Raw genomic sequence first — 25,294 nt, 5'->3', positions numbered from 1 at the left:
CTACGGGTGGATCGGGTTCGTCGCGATGATCATGATCGCCGCCCAGTGGCAGAGGAAGGCCACCACGGTCAGGGTATGGAAGATCTCGTGGAAGCCGAATACGCCCGGCAGCGGGTTCGGCCGCTTCATGCCGTAGATGACGGCGCCGACCGAGTAGCAGAGCCCGCCGACCATGATCAGTGTCATCATCGCTGCGTTGGCCTGGAAGAAGTCCACGATGAACATCAGCGCTCCCCAGCCGAGTGCCAGGTACAGCGGAACGTAGAGCCAGCGTGGGGCGTGGATCCAGAACACTCGGAACGCGATTCCGAGGATGGCGCCGCCCCAGACCAGCGACAGAAGCAGCGTGGACTTGGCGGGCGGCAGGGCCAGCACGGCGATGGGCGTGTAAGAGCCCGCGATCAGCAGGAAGATGTTGGCGTGGTCGATCCGTTTGAGGATGACCTTCGTGCGCGGACTCCAGTCGAACCGGTGGTATAGCGCCGAATTGCCGAACAGCAGCATCGAGCTGAGCACGAACACGAGCGAACTCCACCGGGCCGCGCTGCCCTCGGCCGACAGGAGCAGCACGATCCCGGTCACGATCGTGACCGGGAACGTGCCGGCGTGGATCCATCCTCGCCAGGTGGGCTTGACGTCCACCTGCGGGGGCAGGTCGTCCTCGAACAACGGCAGGTTGGGGATGTCATCCGCTGAGGCCATGCTGCAAGAATAGGACAGTGTGCATGCCGCGCGCGGTACGCGACGCTCCCGAGTGGGCTAGCGTAACTGTGTGCAGAAACGGGAAGTTCCTTGGGCGCGCGGCATTCTCTACGGGGTTTATCAGCGTCGGCTTCGTCGCGGGCTGACGCCGGATGTGCTTCCAAACCACGTCGCCATGATCATCGACGGCAACCGGCGCTGGGCCAAACAGCTCGGGTTCGACTCCGCCGCCCACGGGCATCGGGCCGGTGCCGCCAAGATGCGGGAGTTCCTCAAGTGGTGTGACGACCTCGGCATCTCCGTCGTCACGCTCTACCTGTTGTCGTCCGACAATCTCACCAACCGGCCCAGCGAAGAACTCGCGGAGCTGACGAAGATCATCGCCAAGCTCGCGGAGGAGTTGTCCCGGTACCGCGACTGGCGGGTGCAGCAGGTCGGCTCGAAGACCGGACTGCCCGAGCCGCTGGTGGCCGCACTGAACGCCGCGGAAGCGCGCACGGCCCGCAAGAAGGGGCTGCACGTCAACCTTGCCGTCGGCTACGGCGGGCGCACCGAGATCACCGACGCAATGCGCAGCATCGTGGGAGCGCACCTTGCCAGCGGCGGCGTGCTCGAGGACCTTGCGGAGACGCTGACCCCGGATCTGATCGGCGCGCACCTGTACACGGGCGGCCAGCCCGATCCGGACCTGGTCATCCGCACGTCGGGGGAGCAGCGCATCAGCGATTTCATGCTCTGGCAGAGCGCACACAGCGAGTTTTACTTCGTGGAGGCGCTCGGGCCTGACCTCCGCCAGGTCGATTTTCTGCGCGCCCTGCGCGATTTTGCCCGGCGCCAGCGCCGCTTCGGAGGGTAGGGGCACCTCATGACGGCTCTCGAACGGTTCCTTGACGGGTTCATCGCGGAACCCGGTTACCTCGACTATGCCCGGATCGGCCCGCTGTCGGCGGGTGTGGTCGCCGAAACCCTCGGCCAGACCGAGGTGCTCTCGCGGGCCCGGTTCGGCAGCCTGGACCACTTCCAAGCCCAGGACGAGCGGCTGCGCACCGCCGTGGCCCGAGCGACCGGATTCCGCGCCGACCAGGTCGTTTCCGAGCCCAACACCACCACCGGCGTGATGCAGGCCATGTTCGGCCTGACGGGGGCGGTGCTGCTGTCGTCGGGCGACTTTCCCACGGTCCCGTTCGCGGCCGTGCGCGCCGCGGAGGCGCTGCAGGTGGTCACCCCGCTCTGGCTGGCGACCGACCACGGCCGCGTCACCCCTGGTCAGATCCGGGAGCAGCTCACCCCGGCCACTGCCGCAGTGGCGGTCTGCCTCGTCGATTCCCGCACCGGCCATCGCGTGGACCTCGAGGGCATCCGTCAGGTTATCGGCGACCGTTTGCTCATCGTCGACGCCATCCAGGGTTTCGGCGCAGTGGATGTCCCCTACGAGGTGGCAGACGTCGTCGCGTCGGGCGGGCAGAAATGGTCCAGGGCCGGCTGGGGCACCGGGTTCCTGGCTCTCAGCGACCGTGCGGTGGAACGCCTGGTCCCCGTGTTCTCCGGTTTCGCCGGCACCGACGTCCCCGAGCCGTGGGACGAAGTATTGCCGCCGAGCCGCAGCGCAAACGCGTTCCGGGTGAGCAATGGCGACGCCATCGCCCAGGCCCGGTTCGCGGCCGCCCTCGAGGAGGTGGCCGAGGTCGGTATCCGTGCCATTGAAGATGCGATCGCCGTGAACGTGTCGCTTCTGATCGATCTGGCGGACGAGTTCGCTGTGCCCGTGGTTTCCTCCCGAGACGACCGGGAGCGGGCCGGCATCCTGGTGCTCGAGCCACCGGCGAGCCAGCTCACGCTGCTGAGCATCGCGCTGCACAACCACGGGGTGACGGCGACGACCCGCAGCGGGACCGTGCGGCTGAGCACCCATGCTGCGCTCAGCCCGGACACGGTCGACATGCTGCGCGGGGCGTTCACCTCGTATGCGACCGCCGTGACCTACTGACGACGGCTCGGTGAACATTGTTTCGAATGGGCGTGTCGCTCTTCCCCTGGAGCGTGCGGGTAAGTAGCGTCATGCTTATCAGGTATGGCGCCTGATCGAGACGGCCACATAAGTACGGCTCGAGAACCCTGTGGCCGCTCGCCAACACAATCTGTGCCTCACGGGGCACGGGGTGGGAGTGGTTGTGACCGCTAATCAGATCGATAACAAGGGTTCTAACCAGAGCGCGTCGGCGACGGGGCAGACCGAATGCACGTACGTTCTTGACACCTCGGTTCTGCTCTCCGATCCCAAAGCGATCTTCCGTTTCGCGGAGCACGCCGTCGTGCTCCCCGTCGTGGTGATTGCGGAGCTCGAGGCCAAACGCAACGACCCGGAGATCGGCTACTTCGCTCGCCAGTCACTGCGGTTCCTTGACGAACTGCGGGTGAAGCACGAACGGTTGGACTTCCCGATCCCGGTCGGTGACGGCGGCAGCCTCCGCGTGGAGCTCAACCACTCGAACATGTCGGTGCTTCCGTCCGGACTGCAACTCGGTGACAACGACTCCCGCATCCTGGCCGTGGCCCTGAATCTCGCCCACGACGGCTTGAATGTGACCGTCGTCTCCAAGGACCTGCCCCTGCGGGTCAAGGCGGCCTCGCTCGGCCTCACCGCAGAAGAGTACCGTCATGAACTTGCCGTGGATTCCGGCTGGACCGGCATCGACGAGATCACCTTGGGCTCGAACCTGATCGACGAGCTCTACGACAAGGAGGTCGTGCACACCCGTCTCGTGCAGGACATGCCCGTGAACACGGGCCTGGTCATCCACTCCGACCGCGGTTCGGCGCTCGGCCGGGTGACCGGCAACGGCGCGATGAAGCTCGTGCGCGGCGACCGGGACGTCTTCGGGCTGAAGGGACGCTCGGCGGAGCAGCGGCTCGCCATCGACCTGCTGCTCGACCCGGAGATCGGTATCCTGTCACTGGGAGGTCGGGCCGGCACGGGGAAGTCGGCGCTCGCCCTCTGCGCCGGGCTCGAGGCCGTGCTGGAACGCCAGCAGCACCGCAAGATCATGGTCTTCCGACCGCTCTACGCGGTCGGCGGCCAGGAGCTGGGGTACCTGCCCGGCGACGCCGCCGAGAAGATGAGCCCGTGGGCCCAGGCGGTCTTCGACACACTCGGGGCCATCGTCTCCGAGAACGTTCTGGAGGAGGTCATCGAGCGCGGCATCCTCGAAGTCCTGCCGCTGACGCACATCCGCGGCCGGTCCCTGCACGACGCTTTCGTGATCGTCGATGAGGCTCAGTCGCTCGAACGCAACGTGCTACTCACGGTGCTCAGCCGGATCGGGCAGAACTCGCGGGTGGTCCTCACCCACGATGTGGCGCAGCGGGACAACCTGCGGGTCGGCCGCTTCGACGGGGTGGCGTCGGTGATCGAGACGCTCAAGGGACATCCGCTCTTCGCCCACATGACGCTCACCCGCTCGGAGCGGAGCGCGATCGCCGCCCTCGTGACCGAGATGCTCGAGGGCAACGAGGTGCGCTAGCGCCCTGGCGAATTCGACGGAGATTTTGCCCCAGAAGCCGCTTTCGGTACGAAAACAGGCAACTGGGAGCAAAATCTCCGTCGAATTGGTGAGCGCTGAACGGACAAGGAGCTGCGCAAGTGAGAAAGTGCGGGGCTACTTCGCCTGAGGCGGGCGGGTCATGCTCAGCACGTCGAGGGCGGTGTCGAGCAGTTCGAGGGTGACCTCGCCGCGCTCAACGAAACCGAGCGCGATGACGGAATCGCGCACGGTCACCCCTTCGGCCACCGAGTACTTTGCCACCTTGGCCGCGGCCTCGTAGCCGATGACCCGGTTTAGAGGAGTGACGATGGCGGGGGAGGACTCGGCCAGCGCGCGCGCGCGCTCGACATTCGCTGTGAGGCCGTCGACGGTCTTGTCGGCGAGCACGCGGGCCGCGTTCGAGAGCAGGCGGATCGACTCGAGCAGGGCGGTGCCCATCACCGGGATCGCGACGTTGAGCTCGAACGAGCCCGACGCGCCCGACCAGGCGATGGTGGCGTCGTTGCCGATCACGCGGGAGCAGACCATCAGCACGGCCTCGGGGATCACCGGGTTCACCTTGCCCGGCATGATCGAGGAGCCCGGCTGCAGGTCGGGGATGTTCAGCTCTCCGAAGCCCGTGTTGGGTCCCGAGCCCATCCAGCGCAGGTCATTGCAGATCTTGGTGAGGCTCACCGCGATGGTGCGAAGGGCGCCGGATGCGTCCACCAGGCCGTCCCGGTTGGCCTGCGCCTCGAAGTGGTCGCGTGCCTCGGTGACCGGCAGTTCGGTCTCCTCGACGAGCAGCTCGATCACGAGCTGCGGGAACCCTGCGGGCGTGTTGATGCCGGTTCCGACCGCAGTGCCGCCGAGGGGGACCTCCGCGACGCGGGGAAGCGCGGTGCGCACGCGCTCGATGCCGAGGCGCATCTGCCGCGCGTATCCGCCGAACTCCTGGCCGAGGGTGACCGGGGTGGCATCCATCAGGTGGGTGCGGCCGGCCTTGACCGCGCCGGCCCACAGCTCGGCCTTGGCCTCTAAGGCCACAGCCAGGTGGTCGAGTGCGGGGACGAGCTCGTCGATGAGCGCGCTCGTCACGGCGAGGTGCACGGATGTCGGGAACACGTCGTTGGAGGACTGAGACGCGTTCACGTGGTCGTTCGGGTGCACCGGGCGCCCGAGGCTGCGGGTCGCCAGGGTCGCGAGGACCTCGTTCATGTTCATGTTCGAGGAGGTGCCGCTGCCGGTTTGGTAGACGTCGATCGGGAACTCGGAGTCGTAGCGACCGGTGGAGACCTCGTCGGCGGCGGCGGCGATCGCGTTGGCGATGTCGACGTCGAGTACCCCTAGTTTCGCGTTCGCCAGGGCGGCGGACTTTTTGATGCGTGCCAGGGCGGCGATCTGGGCGGGCTCCAGTACCGAGCCGGAGATCGGGAAATTCTCGACGGCCCGCTGCGTCTGCGCCCCGTAGAGGGCGGCGACCGGAACCCGGACCTCGCCCATCGTGTCGTGTTCGATCCGGTACTCGGCTTCAGCGGTCTTGTCCACCACGGTGTGTATTACCTTTCGGTTGGGAATCTCTTCGGTACGGGAACGCGCGGCGACGGCCTGGGCGGCTCGCCGCAGGCGGGCTGCTCGGCTAAACCACGCCGACAACGATGTCGGGTACGGCACGGCCTTCGAGCAGCCGGTAGTTCGCCCCGACGATAGCCAATGTACCTTCTGCCACGGCCGCCCTGATCATCTCAGAGCGCTCGAGCAGTTCGGACACCGTGTCGCGAAGGTGTTCGCGGCCGACGGCGAGGGCGTCGACCAGCTCGGGATCGATCGACGTCGCATCCTTGGACTCCGCCACCCGGCGGACGGCCGGCACGATCTTCTCGATGATCCGGCTGATGTGCGCGGGCAGAGGTTGCGCGTCGGCGGCCTGGGAATCGATGGCGGCGCGCACGGCCCCGCAGCCGTCGTGGCCGAGCACCAGGATGAGCGGCACACGCAGCACGGCGACCGCGTATTCGAGTGAGCCGAGCACCGAATCGGAGATGACCTGACCGGCATTGCGCACGACGAAGAGGTCGCCGAGGCCCTTGTCGAAGATGATCTCGGCGGCCAGCCGCGAGTCGCTGCAGCCGAACAGGGCCGCGTCGGGGGTCTGTACGAAGGCGAGTTCGGCTCGGCGGTCCACATCCTGCCGCGGATGCCGCGGCTCGCCGCTCACGAAGCGGTCGTTTCCGCGCTGCAGGTCGGTCCAGACGTCTGCCGGTGTTGCTGCCTCGCCCATTACTGTCCCTCGGTGCTGTTGGCACTGATCTGTTCGGCCAGCACTGCGGCCAGGACGGCGAGTTCCTCGTCATCGGCGGTGCCGACGAGGAGGTAGGTACTGTCGCCGGCCGTGGTCACCAAAGCGGATTCGAAATTGCCGCGGTCATCTTCCGGTGCGGTGTTGCGGTAGACGTCCCAGGTGACTCCGGCGATCATGACGGTGCCGGCGACCGGAGCATCCTGCAGCTCGTCGGCGAGCCAGCTCGGGTTGGCGCCGAGCGCTTGGGTGAGGCCGATGAACTCGGTCTTGGCCGTGATCAGACCGATGTACCAGGACGGGATCTTGTCGCTTCCGCCCAGGCGCCACTGCGCGGCGTTGGCCGTCCACCCACTCGGCAACTCCGGAACCAGCAGGGGATCGGTGAGGCCGGGTTGCACCTGCGCGGCGACGGCGGCGAAATCGACGTCGCGGTTCTGCGGGGCGTCGCTGCGCGGCACCAGCAGCACGAGCACCAGGACTGTGCCCAGTGTGGCCAGCAGGGACAGGACCAGATTGTTCACGGTCTTGTGGGAGCGGTACTTGCGGGAGTTCTCGGCCAGCCGGGTGCGGGTTTCATCCGGCGTCTCCGGGCGACCCAGCTCTGCGACGATTCGGGGCGCGCGCTTGGCGGGGCTCATCCGGCTGTCGCGGCGGAGTCGACCTGGCCTGCCCTGGCGGCATCCAGCCTGGCTTTCGCGCCGATCAGCCACTCTTCGCAGCGGCGGGCGAGAGCCTCACCTCGTTCCCACAGCGCGAGCGATTCCTCCAGCGACGAGGCTCCCTGCTCGAGGGCGTTCACCACGCGCACGAGTTCATCCCGGGCCTGTTCGTAGCTCAGTGCGTTGATTTCGTCTGGTGCCGAGGTCATGGTGTCCATTCTAATTTCTCATTCGACGGTGTCGGGTCGGAGGTTGCCACGTCCGCGGTGGCCGCCAGAGCGCCCTCGGCGAGCGTGATCAGGAGTTTCGTTTGCGACGGTGCCTGCCCGGGCGAGCGCACCACCTGGCCGCCCTGCAACTGCACGATCGAGTAGCCGCGGTCGAGGGTGCCCTGGGGGGAGAGGGCGCGCAACTGGGAACGCAGGTCGACGATCACCGCTCCGGCCCGCTCGACCGCCCGGTCGATTAGCTCGGCGCCGCGGGCGACGTAGCGGGTGAGGTCCTCGGATCGGGAATCGATGATCCACTCGGGGGTGCTCAACACCGGGCGTGAGCGAAGCTGACCGATCCGGTCGACCTCGTGCGCGAGGATACCGGTCAGCCGGTTGCTGAGGCGGGCCCGGGCCTGCTGTACCCGGTTGAGTTCGTCGGAGACGTCCGGCACGACGCGTTTGGCGGCATCCGTCGGCGTCGACGCGCGAAGGTCGGCCACGTCGTCGAGCAGCGGCCGGTCGGCCTCGTGGCCGATCGCGCTGACCAGCGGGGTCGTGCAGGCCGCCGCAGCCCGGATCAGCGTCTCGTCGCTGAAGCCGAGCAGGTTCTGGAAGTCGCCGCCGCCGCGGGCGACGATGATCACGTCGACCTCCGGGTCGGCGTCCAGCCGCTGGATGGCCGCGGTCACCTCGGACACCATGCGATCACCCTGCACGGCGGCGTAGGCCAGGTCGAAAGTGACGGCCGGCCAGCGCAGCTGGGCGTTGCGGATGACGTCTTTCTCAGCGTCGGAGTCTTTGCCGGTGACCAGGCCGATGCAATGGGGGAGGAAGGGCAGCGGCTTCTTGCGGGACGCGTCGAACAGACCCTCGCCGGCCAGCCGATTGCGCAGTCGTTCGAGCCGTTCCAGCATGTCGCCGAGGCCCACGTGGCGCATCTCGAGCATCTGCATGGTGAGAGTGCCACCCTTGACCCAGTAGTTGGGTTTGACGAGGGCGATGACCCGGTCGCCCTGCTTGAAGTCGTTGGTCAGCTTCGCGCGCACCGACGACCAGATCGTGAAGCCGACCGTGGCGTCTTCGGTGAGGTCCTTGAGCTTGCCGTAAACGTTGCCGCCGCTGGCGCCCCACTGGGTGATCTCGCCCTCGACCCAGGCCGTGCCGAGGCGCTCGATGTAGCCGCGGATCTTGTTGGCCAGCAGCCCGACCGGCCAGGGGGCCTCGAGGGTGGGTGGTGCGTCCGTCATCAATCGTTCCTCCCACGGACTGCACAGTCGGCCCCCATAAGATGAGGAGGTGACTATCAGTACGGATTCGCCTGTGATCGGCCTTGGCATGCCACGGATTCCCCGCGCACGCAACAGGCTCAAGGATACCCCGGTGCTCGGACGCAAACGGGTGCTGCTGGCCGCCCCGCGAGGATACTGCGCCGGCGTGGACCGTGCCGTCATCGCCGTCGAGAAGGCCCTCGAACTGTATGGCTCCCCCGTGTATGTGCGCAAGCAGATCGTGCACAACATCCACGTGGTCTCCGAGCTGGAGAAGAAGGGGGCGATCTTCGTCGAGGAAGTAGACGAGGTGCCCACCGGCTCCCACATCGTTTTCAGCGCCCACGGCGTGTCACCGGCCGTCGTCACTGCGGCGGCGGACCGCGGCCTGCTGGCAATCGACGCCACCTGCCCACTGGTCACGAAGGTGCACCGTGAGGCCGTGCGCTTCGCCCGGGACGACTTCCAGATCCTGCTGATCGGCCACGAAGGCCACGAAGAGGTCGAGGGAACCGCGGGGGAGGCACCCGAGCACACCACGCTCGTCGGGAGCCCTGACGACGCCGACACCATCGAGGTGCGCGACCCCGACAAGGTGGTCTGGCTGTCCCAGACCACGCTGAGCGTGGACGAGACCATGGAAACCGTGCGTCGCCTGCGTGCCCGTTTTCCAAATCTGCAGGATCCCCCCAGCGACGACATCTGCTACGCCACCCAGAATCGCCAGGTGGCGATCAAGAAGGTGGCCCGTGATTCGGACCTCGTCATTGTGGTCGGCTCGGCGAACTCGTCCAACTCGGTGCGACTGGTCGAGGTGGCGCTGGAGTACGGTGCTCGGGCTGCCTACCGCGTGGACTTCGCCAGCGAGATCCAGCAGGAGTGGCTCGACGGGGTTGTCACCGTGGGCGTGACCAGCGGGGCATCCGTGCCCGACGAACTCGTGCACGAGGTGCTCGCCGATCTGGCCGAGGCCGGCTACGGCGACATCGAAGAGATCAAGACGGCCGAGGAGGACCTGCTGTTCTCGCTGCCGAAGGAACTGCGCAATGACCTGGCCGGCAACGCGGATGCCCGCGGTCTCGGCGGACGGGTCAGCAGCTAGGAACCGGCCAGCCGCGTTCACCACGAAGGCCCCCGTCGATCAGATCCAGGATCTGACCGACGGGGGCCTTCGTGCACGCCGGACCCGGCAGAATGGCGTCGTCTACAGCTGGCCGTAGACGTCCATCAGGTTCGGGTCGTTGAGCAGCGTCGGGTCGGTGGCCAAAACCGCGGTGGTGAAGGCGATGAACACGAACGCGGACAGGACCACACCGATCAGCGGCACGTAGAACGCGCGCTTGCCTCGGACCAGCAACAGGATCACGCCTGCCGCCGTGGCCAGCCAGACCAGGGACACACCGATGATCCCGGCCGTGACCAGCCCGGCCGCGGAGGGATCCGGCTCATACGCGGCGAGATCCAGCTGGGTATGGAGCAACTGAATGGACTCGGTGATCATCGTGAGCATGCTGACCGCGAAGAACGTGGACAGGAGCCCGAGGACGAGCAGGCTCATAGTCACCGGCCGGTCCCAGGCCGGCGCGGTTCCGGCCGGGCGCACAGCCCGCTCGGGGGCCGCGGACGGCCCCGGAGCCGGCGGTGTGGCGAGCGTGGGCTCATCCGGGCTGGGAGTCCAGCTCCAACCCTCGGGCGCAAGCTCACCGTACTGGGGACGGGGCCGGGAATCCTCCGGAGGGGTTCCCGAAGGAGTCGACGAAGAATTCTCGGCCATCGTCATCCGGTGCTAGCTGTTCGAGTGGCCGGCGGAGCCGAGCTGGCGGGTGGCGTCGGCGACGCGAGCGGCCATGCCCGTCTCGGCAACCTTGCCCCAGGCGCGCGGGTCGTAGACCTTCTTGTTGCCGACTTCGCCGTCAACCTTGAGCACGCTGTCATAGTTGCTCAGCATGTAGCCGGCGACCGCGCGGGTGAACGCGTACTGGGTGTCGGTGTCGATGTTCATTTTGACGACACCGTTCGCGACGGCCTCGGCGATCTCGGCGTCGGTCGAGCCTGACCCACCGTGGAAGACCAGGTCGAGCGGCTTCGGGCCGGTACCCAGCTTGGCGGCGACGCCGTCCTGGATCTCCTTGAGGAGCTCCGGGCGCAGCTTGACGTTGCCGGGCTTGTACACGCCGTGCACGTTGCCGAAGGTGAGGGCAGCCATGTAGCGGCCGTTCTCGCCCATGCCGAGGGAATCGATCATCGAGAGCGCGTCGTCGAGTGTCGTGTACAGGTTCTCGTTGATGTCGCCCTCGACGCCGTCTTCTTCGCCGCCGACGGCGCCGATCTCGACCTCGAGGATGGTGTTGATCGCCTGGGTGCGCTTCAGGATGTCCTTGGCGATGTCCAGGTTCTCTGCCAGCGGGATTGCGGAGCCGTCCCACATGTGCGACTGGAAGATCGGGTTGCGGCCGGCCTTCACCTCGTCTTCGGAAGCGGAGATGAGCGGGAGGACGAAGTCCTCGAGCGCGCCCTTGGGGCAGTGGTCCGTGTGGAGCGCAACGGTAATGGGGTAATTGTCGGCGACGGACTGCACGAAGCGCGCCATCGCGAGCGCACCGGATGCGCGGTTCTTGACCGTGTGGCCGGCGAAGTAATCTGCGCCACCAGTGGTGACCTGGATGATGCCGTCAGAGCCGGCTTCGGTCAGGCCCTGAAGAACGGCATTAATGCTTTGAGAAGACGAAACGTTGAACGCCGGGTAGGCGAACCCCTTCGTCTTGGCCTTGTTGAGCATCTCGGCGTACTGGTCTGGGGTTGCGATGGGCATTGTTGAGTCTCCTCGATTGAACCGTTTCGGTCTTCTCATCCTACCGAGGTGGGTCTCCGGCCGTGCCAGCGAGCGAACGCCCCCGCGACGAAGAGCGGGCGCTAGGCTGAACGAGGCAGCACCGACACCGGTGCCGGCCCAAAGATGGGTCTTGCCACTGCCGCACTCTTCGTCCGGGAAGGACCATCTGTGAACAGCCCCGAAGTCGCCCCCAATTTCATGCACCCCGACCGCAACCTTGCGATGGAATTGGTGCGGGCCACCGAGGCCGCAGCGATTCGTGCGGTCCCGTTCATCGGCCGCGGCGACAAGAATGCCGCAGACAAGGCAGCCGTCGACGCCATGCGCGTCTTCCTCGGCACCGTGAACTTCGACGGACTCATCGTCATCGGCGAGGGTGAGAAAGACGAAGCCCCGATGCTCTTCAACGGTGAGCGCGTCGGCAACGGAACCGGACCCGCCTGCGACATCGCGGTCGACCCGATCGACGGCACCAGCCTCACCGCCGCCGGACGCCAGAATGCCCTCTCCGTGATCGCGGTCTCCTCCCGCGGCACCATGCTCGACGCGTCATCCGTGTTCTACATGGACAAGATCGTCACGGGCGCCGCCGGGCGCGGAGTCGTCAGCCTCGACGCCCCGATCGGCGACAACATCCGTGAGCTGTCGAAGGCGACGGGCAAGCCAGTCGGCGAAATGGTCCTCGCCGTGCTCGACCGTCCCCGCCACGCCGAACTTATCGACGCCATTCGCAGCGCCGGAGCGGGCACGCGGCTGATGAGCGACGGCGACGTCGCCGGCGGCATCAACGCGGCTCGCTGGGAAACGCGCATCGACATGTGCGTCGGCACGGGTGGCAGCCCGGAAGGCATCACCACGGCCTGCGCGCTCAAGGCCATCGGCGGCTACATGCAGGGACGCCTGGCACCGAAGGACGACGCCGAGCGTGCGGGTGCCGTCGCGGCCGGCCTCGACGTCGACAAGCTGCTCGAGCTGGACGACATGGTCAGCGGCGACAACACCTTCTTCGTCGCCACGGGCGTGACGGATGGCGGACTCGTCGACGGCGTGCGCCGCCAGGGCCCGATCATCCGCACCGAGAGCATCGTGCTGCGCTCGAAGTCCGGCACCACGCGTCGGGTGATCGCCGAGCACCTCGCCTCGAAGTGGCTCTAGGCGCTCGGCTTTAGCTGCCTGCAAGGCCGAAAATCGCCGTCCCGACGGCGATTTTCGGCGTTATCGGCGATTCTCGGAGTCAGTCAGTGCGGCGGTCTCGAGTGCGGCGGCATCGAGTGCGGCGCTTTCGAGTGCCGCGGCCTCCAGCTCCGACACGAACTCCCAGGCGGCCAGTTCGCGCGGTGTGTCCTCGATGCCCGCCAGCGGCGCCAGCACCTTGGACTCGTCGAGGGCATTGAGCTTGCGTGCGGTGGGCAGTACCTGGCGTTCCATCGAGCCGACGAAGCCGTTGTAGTCCTTCACCGTGCGCTCGATCGACCGGCCCAGTTTCTCGATGTGCGTGGCCGTGGTGGCCAGACGGCCGTATAGCTCCCGACTGAGGTCGAACAAGACTTTTGCGTCATGCGTGAGCACGTCCTGCTGCCAGGTGAAGGCCACCGTCTTGAGCACCGACCACAGGGTCACCGGGGAGGCGAGGGCCACCCGTTTCGAGAACGCGAATTCCATGATCGAGGGGTCGGCCTCCAGCGCCGAGGAGACCAGGGACTCGCTCGGGATGAAGGCGATCACGATCTCCGGGGAGGCCTCCAAGCCCTGCCAGTAGGCCTTGCTGCCGAGGGCGGTGATGTGGTCGCGCACGGCCTTGACGTGAGCTTTCATGTAGACGGCCCGCTGGGCTCCCAGGGCACCGGTGGCGGTGACCGGGATCTGGCTGGCTTCGAGGAACGCCGTGAACGGCACCTTCGCGTCGACGGCGATGTTCTTGCCGCCGGGCAGGTGCACGACCATGTCGGGGCGGCCGGCGCCGGCGTCGGAGGTGATGCTCGACTGCACATCGAAGTCGACCCGCTCGATCAGGCCGGCGGCCTCGACCACGCTGCGCAGCTGGGTTTCGCCCCAGACCCCGCGCGTGTTGTTGGCGCGCAGGGCCGACGCGAGCGACTCGGCGGTGCTCCGTAGGCGCTCCTCCGACTCGGTCGCCGACCGCAGCTGCTGGCTGAGTTCGCCGTGCTGCAGGCTGCGCTGGGCCTCGAGCTCGGCGACCTTCTGCTGCATGTCCTGCAGGCTCTCCTTGACCGGAGCGAGGGCCTGGAGCACCTTGCTTTCCTGATTCTCTTGCTCGGTGCGCGCGTCCTGGTCGGTGCGCTGGCGGTCGCTCAGTTCGCGGTATTGCCGCCCCGCGTCGACGACCTGTCCGCGCAGGGCGTCGGCGGTGGCCTGGACTGAGGCCAGCTCTTCGCGCAGGATGGACTGGATGCCGGCCTCCCGGGCATACACCTCGGCCAAGGCCACCTGGTGCCGGGCCTCGATGACGAGGGGATCGGTGCCGGACGAGCCTCCGTTGCGGCGCTCGGCGGAACGCGCCGTGAGGACCACCGTGAGCAGGGTGCCGAGCAGGGCGCCGACGACAAGGCCGAGAAGAAGACTGAACCAGGAATCCATGGTTCTACTCTGCCAGTGGCCACCGACATTGCCCGAGCCGGTGCCCCAAGGATGCCTAGTTCAGCGCCATCGGGCCGTGCGTGGCGGACTTCTCCTTCGTGGCGAACGGCCCGATGGCGCCGATCTTCACGCCGGTGATCTGCGCCAGCTCCTCGAGAGTGTCGGCCCCGTGCCGGTCGGCGGCGTGGATCATGATGGCCGCGCAGGCCTCCGCGTCGGCCAGGGCGTCGTGGTGGGCGAAGCCCTCGAAGCCCGCGGCCATCGCGGCCACCGGGAGCCGGTACGAGTCGAGGTGGTAGGTGCGGCGGGCCACCTGGAGGCTGCAGACGTAGTTGAAGTCGGGCACGACCAGCCCGGCGACCGTGGAGGACGTCTTGATGACCCCCAGGTCGAACCCGGCGTTGTGCGCCACGAGGTGGTCGTCGCCGGCGAAGGCGACCAGGTCGGGAAGCTGCTGCGCCCAGGTGGCCGCACCGGCGACATCCGTCGGCCGGATGCCGTGGATCTTGATGTTCCAGGCCAGGAAGACGTCGTGCCCGACGGCCGGCTTGATGAACCAGGCGATGCGGTCGACGACCTTGCCGTCACGGACCTTCACCAGCCCCACCGAGCAGGCCGAAGCGCTGGAGGAGTTGGCGGTCTCGAAGTCGATGGCGGTGAAGTTGACTGGCACCGCTTCATCCTGTCACGGGCCGCCGACAGCGCGTCGCCGCTGTGCCGACCGGCCTCGGGTCGCAGACGGTACGATTGACTTTCGTGGCTCTTACTATTGCAATCGTCGGACTGCCCAATGTTGGCAAGTCCACCCTCTTCAACGCGTTGACCAAGAACAACGTGCTCGCGGCGAACTACCCGTTCGCCACCATCGAGCCCAACGTCGGCATCGTCAACCTGCCCGACCACCGCCTGGCCAAGCTGGCCGCGGTCTTCGGTAGCGAGCGTCTGCTGCCTGCCCCGGTGTCGTTCGTCGACATCGCCGGCATCGTGCGCGGCGCCAGCGAGGGGGAGGGGCTCGGCAACAAGTTCCTTGCCAACATTCGGGAGGCCGACGCCATCGCGCAGGTCATCCGCGGCTTCGCCGACCCCGACGTGGTGCATGTCGACGGCGCCGTCGACCCGGCCGGCGACATGGAGACGATCAACACCGAACTCATCCTCGCCGACCTGCAGACCCTCGAGAAGGCGGTCTCCCGCTTCGAGAAAGAGGTCAAAGGGCGCAAGCTTCCCCCCATCGTGCTGGAGACCGCGCTCAAGGCGCAGGCCATCCTCGACGCCGGAGCGCCGCTGTCATCGGCCACGCTCGACATCGAGCCCATCCGCGAGCTGGGCCTGCTGACGGCCAAGCCGTTCATCTACGTGTTCAACGTCGACGAGGCGGTGCTGCAGGATGCCGGGAAGCTCGCTGTTCTGGCCGCGCTGGTGGCCCCGGCCAACGCCGTGTTCCTCGACGCGAAGCTCGAATCCGAGCTCAGTGAACTCGACGCCGAGGACGCCGCCGAGATGCTGGCCTCCACCGGCCAGGCCGAGAGCGGACTCGACCAGCTCGCCCGCATCGGCTTCGACACCCTCGGCCTGCAGACCTACCTCACGGCCGGCCCCAAGGAAACACGCGCCTGGACCATCCGAAAGGGCTGGACCGCTCCGCAGGCCGCCGGCGTCATTCACACCGACTTTCAGAAGGGCTTCATCAAGGCGGAGATCTTCTCCTTCGACGACCTGATGGAGGCCGGTTCCGTGGCGGAGGCCCGCTCCAGGGGCAAGGCCCGCATCGAGGGCAAGGAATACATCATGCAGGACGGCGACGTGGTGGAGTTCAGGTTCAACGTCTAGCTCGTAGTCCCGGCTGCAACTGTTCCTGTTTCGGACAATTGTGGCCGGCGCACCGGCAGCAGTTGTCCGTTCCGGCAACAACTGCCCTGATCTCGTGGGTGAGTACCTCTCTCGTGGACCGCGGGCCCGCATGCGGCAGCAGAGTTTCCGTCTCGCTCAGGTGTGATTTACCTCCTCTTGGCCGGCTGGACGGCCTATTTTCGCGTCATGCACTTCCCGGTCAGCTGGCGCAGTTCCGCTTCAACGTGGAGCCCGCAGACTAATAGACCCGGGACGACTCTCGCGATGGGCGCAGCAGCCGGCGGGGTTGGGCAGACCCTTTCACGGGGTGTGTGGCGGCTCAGGCCCCTGAATCCACCGAGGGGACATAGAAGTGGGTGATCGGCCCGAGTGGATCGTCGGCGATGAGGACGACTGACAATGTGCGGTCTTGTCGGTCTGATGATGGCGTGCAGGGTGGAAGTGAAACATGACCCACGACGATGCGGAGCTGGAGCGGGTCATCCGTGGGCTGGCCAAGCGAAGAGATGTTCCACGAGGAATCGGGATACTGGGCTTCAAGTTCAGCGGCGTTGTCTCCGACGGCGATTCCGTCGACTGTGCCGATGTGGACCCCGTTCACGGTCTCGGCTGACACTGCGAAAGTGGTGTTCGGGCAACGAGGTGCATTCGGGCTATCCCAATCCCGATCCCAATCCTGCACGACAAAATCGGCCCAGGAGTAGGTGATTCTCGGATGCCGCTCGTCGCCCAAGGTATCGAATATTGGCGCGCTGCCCAGGGCCAACGAAAGTGCAGGGACCAACTCGCTGGCGGGCTGGAAATAGTCGAATGTGGACAGGGCATTGCCCGATGCATCCCGCAGCTCGATCGACGTCGCACTGAGGAAGATGTCCGTCACTTCGGCTGGATCGGGCGGCGACACCGATTGAGTTGGTGTCGGTGCCGCCGTGGGCATTGCCGTCGGGCTGGGAGTGCGGGGGATAGGAACTGCTAGACCAGAACAGCCGGTCAGCAGCACCGCGCCAAAAGCGAGGAGCAGGGCTGAGAGGACTGCGCCCACACCAGACACGCCGTGATCGGCCATGGTTTTCCCCCAGAGTCATCGGACGCATAGCGCCCTCGGTACATCGTTACACAGACGATCAGATATTCCTCAGGAGTGGGTTGGTGTTGCCGTTTCAAGGTAACGTTCTTTGGTTCCGAAACGTGGTGGAGTTCAGGTTCAATGTATAGGCTCTAGCTCCTCGCGTTAGTCATCGAAGCAGCAGCAATCGAAGGAGACCATCGTGCCTGTCATCGTCATCATCGGAGCCGGACCGGGACTCGGAGCAGCAGTTGCGCGAAGGTTCGGGCGCGAGGGCTTCTCAATTGCCCTGATCGCCAGAAACCAGTCGAAACTAGACGCTATGGCAGCCGAGCTCACCGCTGCCGGCTTCACCGCGAGTGCTTACCCTGCTGATGTCCGCACGCCGGCGTCGCTCGAAGCTGCCCTTAAGCGTGCCGCGGCAGAGCTTGGGCCCATCACCGCGCTGCAGTACAGTCCGCTCCCATCGCGCGACTACCTGAAGCCGGTGCTTGAGATGACTCCCGAGCTGGCGCTAGAGGCCCTGCAGTTCTCGACCCTCGGACTCATCCACGCGGTGCGTACGGTGCTCCCAGCAATGCGGCAGGCAGGAAGCGGCAGCATCATCATGATCAACGGCGGAACCTCGGTGAAGGCCCGCGCTGACTTCGCAGGTACATCGGTCGCCTTCCCGGCTGAGAGCGCCTACGGCGAGATGCTCCACGACGCGCTCGCGGGTGAGGGAGTCCGTGTCAGCCAACTCGTGATCCCAGGAGGCATTCCTCAGCTTCAGCTTGCCAACGGCATCGACGGCGTCGCCGATCGGATTTGGGACCTCCACGCCGTTGCCGGACCATTTCGAACAATGCTCATCCCGCTTGAGGAAGGCAGAGAGTAGGGGGCACTACGCTGCTGGCAGCGACGATGCGGAGACAGCCAGGAGGGCGCGAAACGTGGCTCTAAAGGTCGCTCCGCGATGCCACTCCGTGGATTTCGCTTCAACGTGTAGCCCGCTCCGGGTTGGGCATGACAACGGTCGAGAGTCTGTATCCGTCCGACCTGGTGCGGGAAGTGGGACACAACGTCATGTCTGCGGCGTGCGTCGAGGACGAGGCAGGTGAGTTGATCCAGCTCGTCCCGACGTTTGAGGGCGCGGCTATGTTAGCGAGAACAAGTCGGTGGGGGCGAGGATTTTTTCGATGATGCCGGTGTCTCGGCCGGTGAAACCGATCACGCCGTAGGTCATTGGCAGTCCGTAATCCGGAATCGCGCCTGAGAATGACGACGGCATGTCGAGGGTGACAGAGTCGATCCCGAAGGTTTCGTCAAAATGCACTTGATCGGCAGGCTTGCCGTCAGCTGCTGACTCGAAGTCCTGCCCGGTCTGGTTGCCGTTGACATCCTCAATGGCGACACCGTTGGTGGCCATGGTTCCGGATGCCCTGACCTGAAAGGCGGGGTTGTACGGGCCCGGCCGCGGATCGAAGTCTGCGTCAGGACGGTTCACCCCAATCGTGAAGCCGTCCCATTCCGTGAGTTCGGTCCTTGGGTAGTGGGAGGACTCTTCCACCGATTCTGACGTCGGCTCGCCGAGAAGGCCCCTGAGTACGGCCACAGCTGCATCCCCATCGCTCTGATAGTTAAGCGATGCGAGGACCGTGCCGTCGGCTGTGACGATATCGGTGGCTTCGGCGCCGATGATTATGGTTGCCGGCAGCGCGGCAGGTGTCGCCGATGGAGTGGGTTCCGGTGTGGGTGTTACCGTGGCGGTCGCGACCGGTGTCGGTGACGATGCGGCGACATCGCCTTCGACCTGGTCGGTGCTGCATGCGGCAAGGGTGAGCAAAGCGGCGGCCACAATGGCGGTCAGAGCCAGCGGTCGGCGCATTACAAAGTCTTCCAGGTGTTGATGTTGGGGCCTGGTCGGAGCCTACTTCTTCCCCGCGCGGCTTCGGTCGATTCAGGGCTCCGGGGCATAGCCTCCGTTCATTCACGCTTCCCCAGAAGAGGTCACTCGCAGTGCCCGGAACGTCACTTACAGAGACTCTGGCTCCCGGAGCCTCACCGCGAGATACTGTGTCCTCTCACCAAGAGTGTGGACCTCACACGCCCCAGTTCGGGGAGGGGGAGCGGAATTCGGTGGTAGGGCCGAGTGGGTCGGCGGCGATGAGCCAGACTGAAAACGTCAGTTCTGACAGGGAGTCCAAGGGTGGGAGCGGCACTAGACCAACGAAGATGTCGCGTCTGCTGCCTTGTGGGCGCGCTGTGTCGGGGTGTCGTGCCGCGATCTCGGCGGCATCATCTCCAACAGCGATTCCGTCGACGGTGCTGATCTGAACACCGTTCACGGCGGACGAGGAAACCTTCACCCAGGTGTTCGGTTCATGTGGTGACGTCCCGCCTGGCACACCATCCACGAGGACGAAATCGCCGTCCCATGGAGTAGGCGACTCAGAGCCCGTAGGCAGGATATCGCCCCAGATGTAATTGGTTCCCGGAGGCACCTCGCTGCCGCCCTCGAAGTGCTCTGAGGTAGGTGCGCTTCCGAAAGCCGTGGACAGACCGGCAACCAACTCGCCGGCAGGTTGAAAATAATCGAACGTGGACAGGGTCGTGCCGGACGCGTCTCGAAGTCCGATCGACGCTGCAGTGATGAGGAGGTCCGTCACAGGGGCCGGAGCTGACGGATGCGCCGCTTCAGTGCGGCCCGGCGTTGGCGTTGCCGTCGGGCTTTCGCCGCCGAGGACGGGACCCGGTGGGCCGGAACATCCGGTCAGAAACAGAGCTGCCAGCGCTCTGCCGAACTTATCTGGCACCCCGTGAACGGTCATACTTCCCCCGATGTCGCCTTGGATCTGACTGCAGTCGGGACATCGTTGCACAAATTACGTGTCGGCGGCCTTCGTGGGCGGGGCCATGTCTTTCGGTGACGGAATGCGGTGAAGTTCCGCTTCAACGTCTAGCCGAGTTCCGGCCGCAACTGTTTCCGTTTCGGACAATTGTGGCCGGTGCACGGGGCGCAGTTGTCCGTTCCGGCATCAGTTGCGATGGCGAAGCTCGTTGCACTCGAGCGAGTCGTGATGGTCTTCCTTGGCTTGGCCGGCTGAGTTATCTGGTACTCGTAATGTGTTTTCGTGCGGTGATGCGGTGGAGTTCCGCTTCAACGTCCAGCGCGTTGCGTGTGGCGTGTCGATCGACCGTGCCCGCGGTCGCGGTCGCCGAGATCGACAGGTCCGGTCGAGTTCCCCTGGTGTTGTGGGTCGATCTCGACCGCAGCCGGCGAACTCCGCTGCCAGCGCTCTCAGCGGGGCATCCGGCGCGTGAGAATTCGCGGTAGGCCTCGCTCGACGGAGCCGGCACGGTGGGGTGTGGCTAAATCAGGAGATCTGTCGCCCGGGGATGCCCCCAGACTGGTCTTTCAATGTGGATACCGCCGCGGGCCGGACAATTCTCCTGAATTAGCCACCGCGCGGGGCTCCCCGCTTCAGCAAATCGTGTTGCAGGGAACGGGGAGATCCCTCGGCCGACACCTCGACTTCTCCGCGGACGAGCAACAGAATCGGGATCGGGGCCACGCTCGATGAACTCAAAACCGCGTAACCCGACGCTCACGGACCAGAGCGACTGCTTCCGCCCCCTCAACCTTCCGCCCCCTCAACCGCCCGCGACGCACAGGATGACGTTGCCTCTCTTATGGCCGGCCTCGACGAAACGGTGCGCCAGAGCGATGTCGGTCAGGTCGTACGTCCAATCGATGACCGCCAGGAACAGACCCGACTCGGCAAGGTCGACCAGGTGCGCGAGGGCATCCGCGGTGCTGTCGATGTTGCCCGCGACGACCCGCCTCCCGCTCCTCCTGGTGTGCCAGGCGGCCAGAAGCAGCCCCCCGGAGATCGGAAACGACGAGCAACAGGGCCCCGCCCGGAGTGAGGCACGCCGCAGCGCGTTCAAAGGGGGCGTTCCCGACGCAATCCATGATGACGTCGTAGGTTTGCCCCTCGAGCAGGAAATCCTCCGTTGTATAGTCGATCACCCGGTCGGCGCCGAGCGCGGTGACCAGCTCGCGGTTGGCGCCGCTGCACACACCGGTGACTCGCGCGCCCATCTGCTTGGCGAGCTGCACCGCCGCCGTGCACACGGCACCGGATGCGCCGTTCACGAGCACGGTGCTGCCCAATTTGATCGCGGTGCGACTGAAAAAAGCATGGGCGGTGGTCCCGCCGGAGACGAGAGTCACGGCATCCGTGAAGGTCATGTTCCGTGGCTTCGCCGTGATCGCGCCATCCTGCGGGATGCAGACGTATTCCGCGTGCCCGCCGAATCGGCTGCCGAGCATCGCGATCGCCTCCCACCCGGCAACCTGCCCGGCAGAGGCGCCGAACTCGCTTGCAGTCGTCGAACTCGGCGCACAGACCCGCTGCACCCGACCGGGTGACTGCGCTCACACGGCAGTTGGCAACGGGAACGTAGCGAGCACCGTGCGGCCGCTCGCCGCCGATCGGGGCGCCATGTCCACGAGGGCGATCTGGGTGAGAGCGAGCCGCTGGCCCTCGTGCACCCGGGCGCCGTTCTTGATCGTGATGTGGGCCCGGAAGCCGGGACCCGTGAACGCGGGCTCGTCGGGGATGGAGGCAAGCGGCCGCACAGCCTCGATGAGGGCGCGGTGCAACCGGGTCAGGCGTGGATCGTCCCCGACGAGCGTCACCGGCACGTCCTCGCGTCGGCCGAAGAGCGCGTCGGCACCCGCGACCGCCGTGAGGGCGGTGCGGTCGGATGCCGTGGCGGCGACGACGCCGGAAATGACATCCGCGATGACGGATGCCGCGACATCCGTGTGAAAAGGGGGCAGCACGGTGATGTGCAATGGCCATTCCGACACCGGGAAGCTGTCGCCGGTGCTGAGCGCCGTGAGCGGGAGGACGACGACGAGGCGGGACATCCGCCGAGTCTAGGGGAGTCCCGCCGGCGCGCCGCCGGTGGCACAATGGGCGCATGATTCTGCACCTCACCGGCGACGACGCCGCCGACGCCCTGCTCAGTGATGACCCCTTCGCGCTCCTCCTCGGGATGCTGCTGGATCAGCAGATCGCGATGGAGACCGCGTTCGCCGGTCCGGCCAAGATCCGCGACCGGATCGGCACGCTCAATCCGGCGACCATCGCCGGCTTCGACGCCGACGCACTCGTCGAGGTGTTCCGGGCCACGCCGGCCGTGCACCGCTATCCGGGCTCGATGGCCGCTCGCACGCAGACCCTCGCGGGTGTGATCGCCTCAGACTGGAGGGGTGATGCGTCCGCCCTGTGGACCGCCGACTCCCCGGACGGCGCCGAGATCCTGCGGCGCCTGAAAGCGCTCCCGGGATTCGGCGAGCAGAAGGCGAAGATCTTCCTTGCCCTGCTCGGCAAGCGTCAGGGGCTCGTCGCGGAGGGCTGGCGCGAGGCCTCCGAGCCCTATGGCGAGAACGGCTCGTTCCGGTCCGTCGCCGACATTGTCGACCCCGAATCGCTGACCCGGGTGCGGGAAACCAAGCGCGCGGCAAAGGCCGCGGTCAAGAAGGGGTAGTCATGGTGCGTCTGCTGATTCGCACGGCCATCTTCATCGGCTTGGGCGCGGTCGGCCTGGTGTCGACCAGGTCACCGAGCGTGTAGCGGCTGCGCGCCATCCGCAACCACCTGCTCAAGCACCACGCTGTCAGGCGAGGGGTGTTCACCGACGTGGCGCGTACCGGATCGGCCGACCCCCTGTCGGAGAACCCGCTCCTCCGTGCTCCGAGGGGCCGTCATCTGTCTGCCCGCTATTGACCTTTTGACTGGGGGCATACTCTATGCAAAGATTCAGGAAACTCGTACTAAATTTTTAGACAGCAGTCAGCTAGGCAGTTAAATGACTGATCAATCAATAAACACAGCAAAGCTCTACAGCACGGCTCTTTCCTGTTCTTTCTCGCTTATTCGGAGGACAACGTGATTCCCGATTCCCTCACCCAGATTCAATACGACACCGTCTACAACGTGTTCTCGCTCGTCATCGCGTCACAGCTGTTCACGTCGATCTTCATCATCATCTCGCTCAAGCGGGTCCTGCCCCGGTACCGTCAGGCGATGACCGTCGCGGCCATCGTCTGTGCGATTGCCGCCTACCACTACTTCCGCATTTTCGACTCCTTCAAGGCGGCCTTCGTCACCGAGGCCATCGGCGGGGCGGGCAACTATGTGCAGGTCGCCGGGGAGTCCTTCAATGAGGGCTACCGCTACGTCGACTGGCTGCTCACGGTTCCCCTGCTGCTGCTCGAACTGATCGCGGTTCTCGCCCTGGCCCGCAAGGTGCAGACCAGTCTCCTGTACCGGCTCATTCCGGCTTCGGCCCTGATGATCATCCTCGGGTACCCTGGCGAGCTCAGCGGGGACAACGGGGTGCGCGGAATCTTCGGTCTGCTCTCCACCATCCCGTTCGCATACATCCTCTATGTTCTGTTCATCGAACTGACCAAGTCCCTCGACCGCCAGCCGCGGAGTGTGCGCCGCACGATCAGCCAGCTGCGTCTGCTTCTGCTGCTGACCTGGGGTGTCTACCCGATCGCCTACCTACTGCCCATGCTTGGTATCGACGGCTCGGATGCCTGGGTCGGCAAACAGATCGGATACTCGGTCGCCGACATCCTCGCCAAGGCCCTCTACGGTCTGATCATCTACCGGATCGCGCGGATGAAATCGTTCGCGGATGACCCGGCGTTCGCACACCTCGAACTATCGGTCGATGAGGCCGAGGAGATCGCCGCCCCGGTGCACGTGCGGAACAAGTAGGCCTACCCGGCCACCTGCTCACCGCCAGCGGGCCTGGGCCGATCGCGATCATTTTGATCGTGACCGGCCCAGGCCCGTTTCGCTTTCTGCTGCCCCTCAGGCAGGGTCTAAAATCAGGTGTGCTCATCGCTCTGAATGACGGAACCGCGGATGCCGTGGTGCGGCGCCATCTGCACCACCTGGTCGACGACGAGGTGCGGGCGAGCCCGAGCATCCGGGGTGGCCAGACCAGCGCCGACCGTGCCCTCGCGGCATTCTCGGTCGCGGGCTATGCGGCCAGGCGCAGCCAGGTGCTGCCGGAAATCGATCGCGGGGCATCCCGGCTATCACCGTACATTCGGCACTCCCTGGTGCCGCTTAGCCGGGCTTGGGAGCACGTCGCAGACGGACCTGCCCGAGATACCCGCAAATTCCGGGACGAGTTGCTCTGGCAGGAATACGCCCGACATCTCTATGCGCGTGTGGGTGTGGCCCTGCACCGAAACCTGCGCTTTGCGGCACCCTGGTCCGGAGAATTCGAACCCCAGGCCTGGCCGCACCGGATGCACTGCATCGACTCGGTCGTGTCGGAACTGGAAACCGACGGCTGGCTGGTCAACCAGACCCGGATGTGGCTGGCCTCCCAGTACACGGTCCGGTCTGGCGCGGGGTGGCATGCCGGCCAGGAAGAATTCTACCGGCACCTGCTCGACGGCTCCCGCGCGGCCAACCTCCTGGGCTGGCAGTGGACCGTGGGTGCCGGCACCGGCTCCGCCTACGGCTTCGCCCGCTGGCAGGTTGAGAAACGAGCGCCGCAGCTCTGCCGGGACTGTCCGCTCGCCCGGGCCTGCCCGATCGAGCAGTTTCCGGTGGGGGCAGCGCCAGTGCCGGTGACGAATGTGCCGGCGAACCTCACGCACGATCCGCACCTGTCCGACACGCAGGGGCCTACCGACGTCGTGCGCCGCCGCGCACCCCGGTCGGTGCTGCTGACGGTGGATTCCCTGGGCGACGCCGATCCGGCCCTTGCGGCGCATCCCGCACTCCCGGCCGCCTTCGTCTTCGACGAGCCGGCCCTGGCCAGGCTGCGGCTCTCAAGCAAAAGACTGATCTTCACCGTGGAAACCCTTCAGGATCTGGCCCGGCGTCGCGAGGTGGTCGTGTACCTGGGTGACCCGCGAGTGATCGTTCCGGATCTCGACGCAGCAGTCACGTTTGCACCGGTACCCAGCTTTGCGCGCTACGCGGAGGGCGCGGCCGCGCTGCATCCGTGGCCGTGGCTGGTGCCGCCGCATAGCGGATCGGTGGCCAGTTTCTCGGCCTGGCGCCGTGCCTCGGCCGGCGTCTAGAGTCCGAAGTCGAGCGTGCGGGCTAGCTGTTGTTCCCACTGACGTTGTGAGCACGGTTGATGGGTGATTTGCTGCCGATGCCGGTATGGGGTCTGTGGTGATTGTAGCTATGGATCCAGTCTTGGTAGGTGGCTGCTCGGGCGGCGTCTGAGTTGTAGTGGTGGGCGTAAGC

Annotated in this window: 24 protein-coding genes and 1 pseudogene; 10 read left to right on the top strand and 15 right to left on the bottom strand. The window is 66.0% G+C overall.

All coding sequences use genetic code 11. The features are described from left to right. Entirely contained in the window at positions 1-702 is a 702-nt protein-coding gene (locus tag E3O54_RS12420; protein WP_104100851.1) for a hemolysin III family protein, read from the bottom strand. Between the two features lie 70 nt (positions 703-772). On the opposite strand from E3O54_RS12420, the gene E3O54_RS12415 reads away from it, so the two are divergent. From E3O54_RS12415 to E3O54_RS12405, 3 genes are all read left to right on the top strand, one after another. Then, on the top strand, positions 773-1,558 hold the full coding sequence (locus E3O54_RS12415; protein WP_104100852.1) for an isoprenyl transferase: 786 nt from the start codon (positions 773-775) through the stop codon (positions 1,556-1,558). 9 nt (positions 1,559-1,567) lie between these two features. Then, positions 1,568-2,689, top strand: coding sequence for an aminotransferase class V-fold PLP-dependent enzyme (locus tag E3O54_RS12410; protein ID WP_104100853.1), 1,122 nt, complete (start codon positions 1,568-1,570; stop codon positions 2,687-2,689). Between the two features lie 199 nt (positions 2,690-2,888). Continuing rightward, positions 2,889-4,223, top strand: coding sequence for a PhoH family protein (locus tag E3O54_RS12405; protein WP_233191395.1), 1,335 nt, complete (start codon positions 2,889-2,891; stop codon positions 4,221-4,223). 135 nt (positions 4,224-4,358) lie between these two features. Here E3O54_RS12405 and E3O54_RS12400 read toward each other — a convergent pair whose 3' ends face one another. The 5 genes from E3O54_RS12400 to xseA all read right to left on the bottom strand — a co-directional run bounded on the left by E3O54_RS12400 (position 4,359) and on the right by xseA (position 8,643). Beyond that, positions 4,359-5,774, bottom strand: coding sequence for an aspartate ammonia-lyase (locus E3O54_RS12400; protein WP_104100855.1), 1,416 nt, complete (start codon positions 5,772-5,774; stop codon positions 4,359-4,361). 88 nt (positions 5,775-5,862) lie between these two features. Next, positions 5,863-6,504 carry a carbonic anhydrase gene (locus E3O54_RS12395; protein WP_104100856.1) on the bottom strand — a complete coding sequence of 214 codons (642 nt, stop codon included), beginning with the start codon at positions 6,502-6,504 and terminating at the stop codon, positions 5,863-5,865. Beyond that, positions 6,504-7,163, bottom strand: a complete 660-nt coding sequence (locus E3O54_RS12390) for a DUF4245 domain-containing protein (protein ID WP_134401706.1) — start codon at positions 7,161-7,163, stop codon at positions 6,504-6,506. The genes E3O54_RS12395 and E3O54_RS12390 overlap by 1 nt, the downstream gene beginning before the upstream one ends. Continuing rightward, a complete protein-coding gene (locus tag E3O54_RS12385) occupies positions 7,160-7,393 on the bottom strand; it encodes an exodeoxyribonuclease VII small subunit (protein WP_347232351.1) in 234 nt (77 codons plus the stop codon). Before E3O54_RS12385 ends, E3O54_RS12390 begins: the two co-directional genes overlap by 4 nt. Beyond that, on the bottom strand, positions 7,390-8,643 hold the full coding sequence (gene xseA, locus E3O54_RS12380) for an exodeoxyribonuclease VII large subunit (protein WP_134342320.1): 1,254 nt from the start codon (positions 8,641-8,643) through the stop codon (positions 7,390-7,392). The genes E3O54_RS12385 and xseA overlap by 4 nt, the downstream gene beginning before the upstream one ends. A gap of 88 nt (positions 8,644-8,731) precedes the next feature. Between xseA and E3O54_RS12375 the strand changes: the two genes are divergently transcribed. After that, positions 8,732-9,766, top strand: a complete 1,035-nt coding sequence (locus E3O54_RS12375; RefSeq protein ID WP_104100895.1) for a 4-hydroxy-3-methylbut-2-enyl diphosphate reductase — start codon at positions 8,732-8,734, stop codon at positions 9,764-9,766. 102 nt (positions 9,767-9,868) lie between these two features. Here the strand turns inward: E3O54_RS12375 and E3O54_RS17015 are convergent, their stop codons facing one another. Then, complete coding sequence (locus E3O54_RS17015) at positions 9,869-10,438, bottom strand: DUF6264 family protein (RefSeq protein ID WP_134570296.1); 570 nt, start codon at positions 10,436-10,438, stop codon at positions 9,869-9,871. A 12-nt stretch (positions 10,439-10,450) separates the two neighbouring features. Then, positions 10,451-11,476, bottom strand: a complete 1,026-nt coding sequence (fbaA, locus tag E3O54_RS12365) for a class II fructose-bisphosphate aldolase (RefSeq protein WP_104100861.1) — start codon at positions 11,474-11,476, stop codon at positions 10,451-10,453. A gap of 219 nt (positions 11,477-11,695) precedes the next feature. Here fbaA and glpX point away from each other — a divergent pair, with 219 nt between their 5' ends. Further along, positions 11,696-12,652: a class II fructose-bisphosphatase gene (gene glpX, locus E3O54_RS12360; RefSeq protein ID WP_233191397.1), complete on the top strand. Its 957-nt coding sequence runs from the start codon at positions 11,696-11,698 to the stop codon at positions 12,650-12,652. A gap of 60 nt (positions 12,653-12,712) precedes the next feature. Here glpX and rmuC read toward each other — a convergent pair whose 3' ends face one another. Together rmuC and E3O54_RS12350 are read right to left on the bottom strand one after the other, a co-directional pair. Continuing rightward, on the bottom strand, positions 12,713-14,095 hold the full coding sequence (gene rmuC / locus E3O54_RS12355) for a DNA recombination protein RmuC (RefSeq protein WP_134401705.1): 1,383 nt from the start codon (positions 14,093-14,095) through the stop codon (positions 12,713-12,715). A 55-nt stretch (positions 14,096-14,150) separates the two neighbouring features. Continuing rightward, positions 14,151-14,768 carry an exonuclease domain-containing protein gene (locus E3O54_RS12350; RefSeq protein ID WP_104100864.1) on the bottom strand — a complete coding sequence of 206 codons (618 nt, stop codon included), beginning with the start codon at positions 14,766-14,768 and terminating at the stop codon, positions 14,151-14,153. 83 nt (positions 14,769-14,851) lie between these two features. Between E3O54_RS12350 and ychF the strand changes: the two genes are divergently transcribed. Next, the gene (ychF, locus tag E3O54_RS12345) at positions 14,852-15,925 is read left to right on the top strand and encodes a redox-regulated ATPase YchF (protein WP_104100896.1); all 1,074 of its coding nucleotides are present in this window, start codon (positions 14,852-14,854) and stop codon (positions 15,923-15,925) included. A 340-nt stretch (positions 15,926-16,265) separates the two neighbouring features. Here the strand turns inward: ychF and E3O54_RS12340 are convergent, their stop codons facing one another. Next, positions 16,266-17,012, bottom strand: coding sequence for a hypothetical protein (locus E3O54_RS12340; RefSeq protein ID WP_134401704.1), 747 nt, complete (start codon positions 17,010-17,012; stop codon positions 16,266-16,268). Between the two features lie 202 nt (positions 17,013-17,214). Here E3O54_RS12340 and E3O54_RS12335 point away from each other — a divergent pair, with 202 nt between their 5' ends. After that, a complete protein-coding gene (locus E3O54_RS12335; protein WP_104100866.1) occupies positions 17,215-17,889 on the top strand; it encodes an SDR family oxidoreductase in 675 nt (224 codons plus the stop codon). Positions 17,890-18,147: 258 nt separating this feature from the next. On the opposite strand, the gene E3O54_RS12330 is transcribed toward E3O54_RS12335, so the two are convergent. The 3 genes and pseudogenes from E3O54_RS12330 to E3O54_RS12320 form a co-directional block, all read right to left on the bottom strand. Further along, positions 18,148-18,879, bottom strand: a complete 732-nt coding sequence (locus E3O54_RS12330; protein WP_104100867.1) for a hypothetical protein — start codon at positions 18,877-18,879, stop codon at positions 18,148-18,150. Between the two features lie 1,766 nt (positions 18,880-20,645). Continuing rightward, a pseudogene (locus tag E3O54_RS17010) lies at positions 20,646-21,096 on the bottom strand (zinc-binding dehydrogenase). Between the two features lie 336 nt (positions 21,097-21,432). After that, entirely contained in the window at positions 21,433-21,930 is a 498-nt protein-coding gene (locus E3O54_RS12320) for a 2'-5' RNA ligase family protein (RefSeq protein ID WP_104100870.1), read from the bottom strand. A gap of 53 nt (positions 21,931-21,983) precedes the next feature. Between E3O54_RS12320 and E3O54_RS12315 the strand changes: the two genes are divergently transcribed. From E3O54_RS12315 to E3O54_RS12305, 3 genes are all read left to right on the top strand, one after another. Continuing rightward, positions 21,984-22,553, top strand: a complete 570-nt coding sequence (locus tag E3O54_RS12315) for an HhH-GPD-type base excision DNA repair protein (RefSeq protein WP_104100871.1) — start codon at positions 21,984-21,986, stop codon at positions 22,551-22,553. 401 nt (positions 22,554-22,954) lie between these two features. After that, a complete protein-coding gene (locus tag E3O54_RS12310; protein ID WP_104100872.1) occupies positions 22,955-23,794 on the top strand; it encodes a bacteriorhodopsin in 840 nt (279 codons plus the stop codon). Between the two features lie 119 nt (positions 23,795-23,913). Continuing rightward, positions 23,914-25,122, top strand: a complete 1,209-nt coding sequence (locus E3O54_RS12305) for an FAD-binding domain-containing protein (protein ID WP_198411491.1) — start codon at positions 23,914-23,916, stop codon at positions 25,120-25,122. Positions 25,123-25,144: 22 nt separating this feature from the next. On the opposite strand, the gene E3O54_RS12300 is transcribed toward E3O54_RS12305, so the two are convergent. Beyond that, positions 25,145-25,294 (bottom strand): integrase core domain-containing protein (locus tag E3O54_RS12300; RefSeq protein ID WP_166805252.1); only part of this gene is annotated, 150 nt, incomplete at its 5' end.

Origin of the sequence: Cryobacterium sp. TMT2-4 (assembly GCF_004402575.1) — a bacterium.
GTDB classification, from domain to species: Bacteria; Actinomycetota; Actinomycetes; order Actinomycetales; family Microbacteriaceae; genus Cryobacterium; species Cryobacterium sandaracinum.
This window is presented reverse-complemented; position numbering and strand designations above follow the sequence as displayed.

Bases quoted from the DNA above. Each gene is read 5' to 3' on its own strand.
- E3O54_RS12420 (WP_104100851.1), bottom strand. From the start codon at position 702: ATGGCCTCAGCGGATGACATCCCCAACCTGCCGTTGTTCGAGGACGAC.
- E3O54_RS12410 (WP_104100853.1), top strand. From the start codon at position 1,568: ATGACGGCTCTCGAACGGTTCCTTGACGGGTTCATCGCGGAACCCGGT.
- E3O54_RS12395 (WP_104100856.1), bottom strand. From the start codon at position 6,504: ATGGGCGAGGCAGCAACACCGGCAGACGTCTGGACCGACCTGCAGCGC.
- E3O54_RS12390 (WP_134401706.1), bottom strand. From the start codon at position 7,163: ATGAGCCCCGCCAAGCGCGCGCCCCGAATCGTCGCAGAGCTGGGTCGC.
- E3O54_RS12385 (WP_347232351.1), bottom strand. From the start codon at position 7,393: ATGACCTCGGCACCAGACGAAATCAACGCACTGAGCTACGAACAGGCC.
- xseA (WP_134342320.1), bottom strand. From the start codon at position 8,643: ATGACGGACGCACCACCCACCCTCGAGGCCCCCTGGCCGGTCGGGCTG.
- E3O54_RS12375 (WP_104100895.1), top strand. From the start codon at position 8,732: ATGCCACGGATTCCCCGCGCACGCAACAGGCTCAAGGATACCCCGGTG.
- E3O54_RS17015 (WP_134570296.1), bottom strand. From the start codon at position 10,438: ATGGCCGAGAATTCTTCGTCGACTCCTTCGGGAACCCCTCCGGAGGAT.
- fbaA (WP_104100861.1), bottom strand. From the start codon at position 11,476: ATGCCCATCGCAACCCCAGACCAGTACGCCGAGATGCTCAACAAGGCC.
- glpX (WP_233191397.1), top strand. From the start codon at position 11,696: ATGCACCCCGACCGCAACCTTGCGATGGAATTGGTGCGGGCCACCGAG.
- rmuC (WP_134401705.1), bottom strand. From the start codon at position 14,095: ATGGATTCCTGGTTCAGTCTTCTTCTCGGCCTTGTCGTCGGCGCCCTG.
- E3O54_RS12340 (WP_134401704.1), bottom strand. From the start codon at position 17,012: ATGGCCGATCACGGCGTGTCTGGTGTGGGCGCAGTCCTCTCAGCCCTG.
- E3O54_RS12330 (WP_104100867.1), bottom strand. From the start codon at position 18,879: ATGCGCCGACCGCTGGCTCTGACCGCCATTGTGGCCGCCGCTTTGCTC.
- E3O54_RS12320 (WP_104100870.1), bottom strand. From the start codon at position 21,930: ATGTCCCGCCTCGTCGTCGTCCTCCCGCTCACGGCGCTCAGCACCGGC.
- E3O54_RS12315 (WP_104100871.1), top strand. From the start codon at position 21,984: ATGATTCTGCACCTCACCGGCGACGACGCCGCCGACGCCCTGCTCAGT.